The sequence below is a fragment of the Kitasatospora sp. NPDC057512 genome (assembly GCF_042802135.1).
GTDB lineage: Bacteria > Actinomycetota > Actinomycetes > Streptomycetales > Streptomycetaceae > Kitasatospora.
Genome location: NZ_JBHVET010000724.1, coordinates 1 through 4,277 on the forward strand (window position 1 = coordinate 1; position 4,277 = coordinate 4,277).

General features: G+C 68.6%; 3 protein-coding genes. All 3 read left to right on the forward strand.

The features are described 5' to 3' along the window. The first annotated feature begins 179 nt into the window (after positions 1-179). Positions 180-1,433: a phosphatidylserine decarboxylase gene (locus ACFU6K_RS32610; RefSeq protein WP_380669201.1), complete on the forward strand. Its 1,254-nt coding sequence runs from the start codon at positions 180-182 to the stop codon at positions 1,431-1,433. A gap of 34 nt (positions 1,434-1,467) precedes the next feature. Then, on the forward strand, positions 1,468-2,841 hold the full coding sequence (locus ACFU6K_RS32615) for a hypothetical protein (protein ID WP_380669203.1): 1,374 nt from the start codon (positions 1,468-1,470) through the stop codon (positions 2,839-2,841). Positions 2,842-3,104: 263 nt separating this feature from the next. Beyond that, the coding region (locus ACFU6K_RS32620) for a serine/threonine-protein kinase (protein WP_380669205.1) at positions 3,105-4,277 on the forward strand (1,173 nt) is incomplete at its 3' end.

The window sequence follows — 4,277 nt, forward strand, 5'->3', positions numbered from 1 at the left end:
CTCCCGACCGGTTGCCGAATGAGGGTAATTCCTCATACCGGCAAGGGAATTCACGGACCGGTGACGCCCACGCGTGTCCGGCCGGCCGCGGACCGGGGCGCAACCATACTCGTGGACGCCGAGACCGGAGAGGCGATCCGAAAGGGGACGCCTCCGCGGCGGATGCGAAAGGGAGAGCCATGCCGGACAACGGTGAGTTCTCGAAATCCCTCAAGGAATTCCTCACGAAGATCGACGGCTGGTACGCCGGCAATCACGAGGGTTTCAGGACCCTGTTCGACGCGACGATCGCCAACGTGGTGAAGTGCCCGGCGGACCCGAATGACCCCGACGGGAAGAAGGTCTACTACGACTGGCGGGGGAAGGGCATCGAGGACCTGAAGAACTTCTTCACCGACTGGTACAACGACTGGTACAAGACCAAGCCCAACGACGGCCTGGACTACATCGAGAAGTTCAGCTGGCTCACCTACGAGAACGACTACGGGATGGTCTTCGTGACCTGTGGTCCCGGCCTGGCGATGACCGCGGACTTCACCCATCTGCAGGGCGATCAGATGGACGACGAGGGGGAGGACGGGCAGAAGCTCATCAAGCTCTGGAAGGACGAACTCGGCACGAGGATGGGGGACTTCAAGGACGGCCCCTGGTCCACCTTCAACCAGTTCTTCATCCGGGAGCTGAAGGACGGCAAGCGGCCGATCGACGCCCCGAAAGACAACAGCGTGGTGGTCGCCCCGACCGACTGCGTCATCAACATGATCGTCGACGACCTGGCCGAGGAGACGCCGATCCCGGTCAAGACGGTCACCATGAACGTCAGGCAGCTGCTCGCCGGTTCCGAGTACTACAAGAAGTTCGTCCCCAGGGAGGAGGACGGAAGGACGGTGCCCGGGGGCACGGCCGTGTCCTGCATCCTGATGCCCGACACTTACCACTGGTACCACGCGCCGGTGCAGGGCGAGGTCGTGGAGTCCCACGACGACGTCCACGGGATCTACTACGGGATGCGGGACTTCCCCGAACTCCTCAACAAGGGGAACGTCGGCTACGGCTTCGACTACGAGATGTTCGACAACTTCCGCCGCGGCTACCTCGTCTTCAGGACGACGTTCACCGATCCCCAGATGCGGAACCACGAGACGTACGTGGCGATGGTGACCGTCGGCCTCAACTCGATCGGCTCCGTGCAGTACGAAAAGGAATTCCGGAACCCCCAGAAGCCGGTTCCGGTGACGAAGGGGCAGAAGATCGGGAACTTCCAGTACGGCGGCTCCCTGAACATCCTGCTGTTCGAGCACGGCCGCTTCCCGGCCCTGCAACTGCACATGGGGCAGCGCATCGGAACCCTGGAGGCCCCCGAGCGGACGAAGGGGCTGTTCAGCCACCCCCACCACGCGCAGTCCCGCCGGGGCATCCCGTTCGCCCGCTGACCCGTCGACCCTCCGCCACACAAAGGACCGAACCATGGACCCGGACGATCTCGTCACGTCGATCCCGGCGAACCTCCTCGACACCCAGACCCTCGACCTGTACACCAAGGACACCAAGAGGCTCCGCTCCTACGCGGGGCGCGTACAGCTCGACGGCAAGGACACCAGGAAGAACCACCTCTTCTACTGGTTCTTCGAGAGCCAGACCTGTAGCCCCTACGTGCCCGTCTCCGCCCAGCAGGACCTGATCAGCGCCACACCGCTGCTGATCTGGCTCAACGGAGGCCCCGGCGCCTCCTCGCTGATCGGGCTCTTCCTGGAGAACGGCCCGCTGACCATCAGCGAGGACGAGCTCGGGACGGTGTCGCTGACCACCACCGGCTGGAACCGGGAGGCGCACGTCGTCTACTGGGACCAGCCCCTGGGCTCCGGATACAGCCACTCCGACAAGCCCGAGGCCTACGTCCAGGACGAGGCCGAACTCGGCCACATGTTCTGGCAGGCGCTCCAGGAGTTCTTCCGGCTGCACCCCGAGTACGCGAAGTGTCCGCTGTACGTCTGCGGCGAGAGCTACGCCGGCAAGTACGTGCCGGCGATCGCCCTGGAGATCGACAAGCAGAACGGGCAGAAGGCGGGGCAGCACCTCGACCTGCGCGGGATCGCGGTGGGCAACGGCTGGATCACCCCCGAACTCTCACTGGGCCTCATGGTCGACTACGCCTACACCACCGGATTCATCGGCCTCGGCCAACGCGAGGAGCTGCTCCGGGACTACGCGAAGGTCCAGGCCGAGATCAAGGAAGGCAAGATGGCCCAGGCCACCGACGACGGCAACGCGCTGGTGGACAAGACCCTGGGCTACGGCGGGCACTTCGACGTCTACGACGTGCGGGGATGGAAGGGGCTCCCCTGGGAGGCGGTGAAGTCGTACCTGAAGACCGATCCCGTCAAGAAGGCCCTGCACGTGCCGGTCGACGTCGAGTGGACCTGTGAGGACAACGCCGGTCCGGTGGCCGAGAACCTGAAGAACGACATCATGGTCGATGCGTCCGACAAGTACGGCGACCTCATCGACAGGAGCGACGGTGGCACCAAGCGCTACAAGGTGCTGCTCTACACCGGGAACTTCGACACCGCCTGCGGCTTCCGGAGCACCGAGGAGATCCTCGACAGGCTCATGCGGGACCGCGACCCGCAATGGCACAACGCGCCCCGCCTGATCTGGAAGCAGACGCCGGGTGACCCCAAGGGCTTCGTCCGCCGGCGCGGCAACCTGACGCAGGTGTCCATCCCCGACTCCGGTCACGAGGTGCCGGCGTACCAGCCGGAGATCTGCCGGGAGATGCTCTACAACTGGCTCTTCGACCGCGCCTTCCCCGGATACGACCCGCAGGGGCCGCTCACGTAGCGGACCGGCGACGGCGACAGGGGAGTCGATCGAACGGCAGGGCGGTACCGCAGGCCACAGCGCGGTGCCGCCCCGCCGTTCGTGGTGCCACGGGCACGGTCCGGGAATGGCCTGAGCTGAACATCATTCATATGATGGCAAGTCAGTAGCTATCAGCCGGTGCCACGATCCTCGGAGGGCATCCCGGACCAGGGCGCGCCCAGGGGACCGGGCCGGCCCCCGGATCCGCTCCGGCCCCCTCGGGTTCGATTCAGGGAGAAGCATTGCGCGGCACCGTGCTCGCCGACCGCTACCGGCTGGTGGACTGGCTCGGCGGCGGGTCGATGGGCGACGTGTGGCTCGCCGAGGACGAGGTCCTGGGCCGCCGGGTCGCGGTCAAGGTGGTGAAGCCGGCTCTGCTGGACGAGCCCGGCTTCGCCGAGCGCTTCCACGCCGAGGCCCGCGTCATGGCCCGGTTGCGGCACCCGGGCATCGTCGGCGTGTACGACTACGGGCACAGCGGCGGCGGGCACAGCTGCGACGCGCACGGCGACGGGCACGGCGGTGCGTACGGTGCCGAGCCCGGTCGCCGCCCGGTCGGCTACCTGGTGATGGAACTGATCGAGGGTCAGCCGCTGAGCGCCGTCCTGGAACGGCGCGGAGCCCTGCCGGTGCCCGAGGCCGTGCGGCTGGCCCTCCAGGTGCTGGAGGCGCTGGAGGCCGCGCACGCGTCCGGGGTGGTCCACCAGGACATCAAACCGGCCAACCTGATGGTCCGCGGCGACCGCACGGTGATCGCGGACTTCGGCATCGCCGGCCCCGCCTGCGACCCCCGGTTCACGGTACCCGGGGTGGTGCTGGGAACCGCCGCCTACCAGGCGCCGGAACAGGCCTCCACCGGGACGGTCACCGCCTCGGTGGACCTCTACGCGCTCGGCGTGGTCCTCTACGAATGCCTCGCCGGCCGGCTCCCGTACGACGGGGAGACCGCCCTCGAACTGATCCTCAAGCACCTGACGGAGCCCGTGCCGCCGCTGCCCGGGCACGTGCCCGCGCCGGTGCGGGCGGTGGTCGAGCGGGCGATGGCCAAGGCGCCCGACGAGCGCTGGCCCGACGCGGCGACGATGGCCTCGGCGCTGCGGCAGGCCCTCGCGGCGGGCGAGGCGGCGGGCGAAGCGGTGTCGCTGCCGGGCCCGGACCGGCCCGTCGCCCGGCCCGTTGCCCGACGGATACCCCGGGCCGGGCGCCGCCTGCGGGCGCTGGCCGGGGTGACGGCGCTGACGCTGCTCTGCCTGGCCGGGGCCGCCGGGGCGACGGTGGTGCGGTCCGACCGGGACGCCGCGCCGCACGGCGCCGCCGTCGCCGGATCCGCGGCCGACTCCGCGGGGCCGGGCGCCGTCGCCCTCGTCGAGGCCGGCGGCCCGCCCGCCGGACAGCCGTCCGCCCCGGCCCAGGCC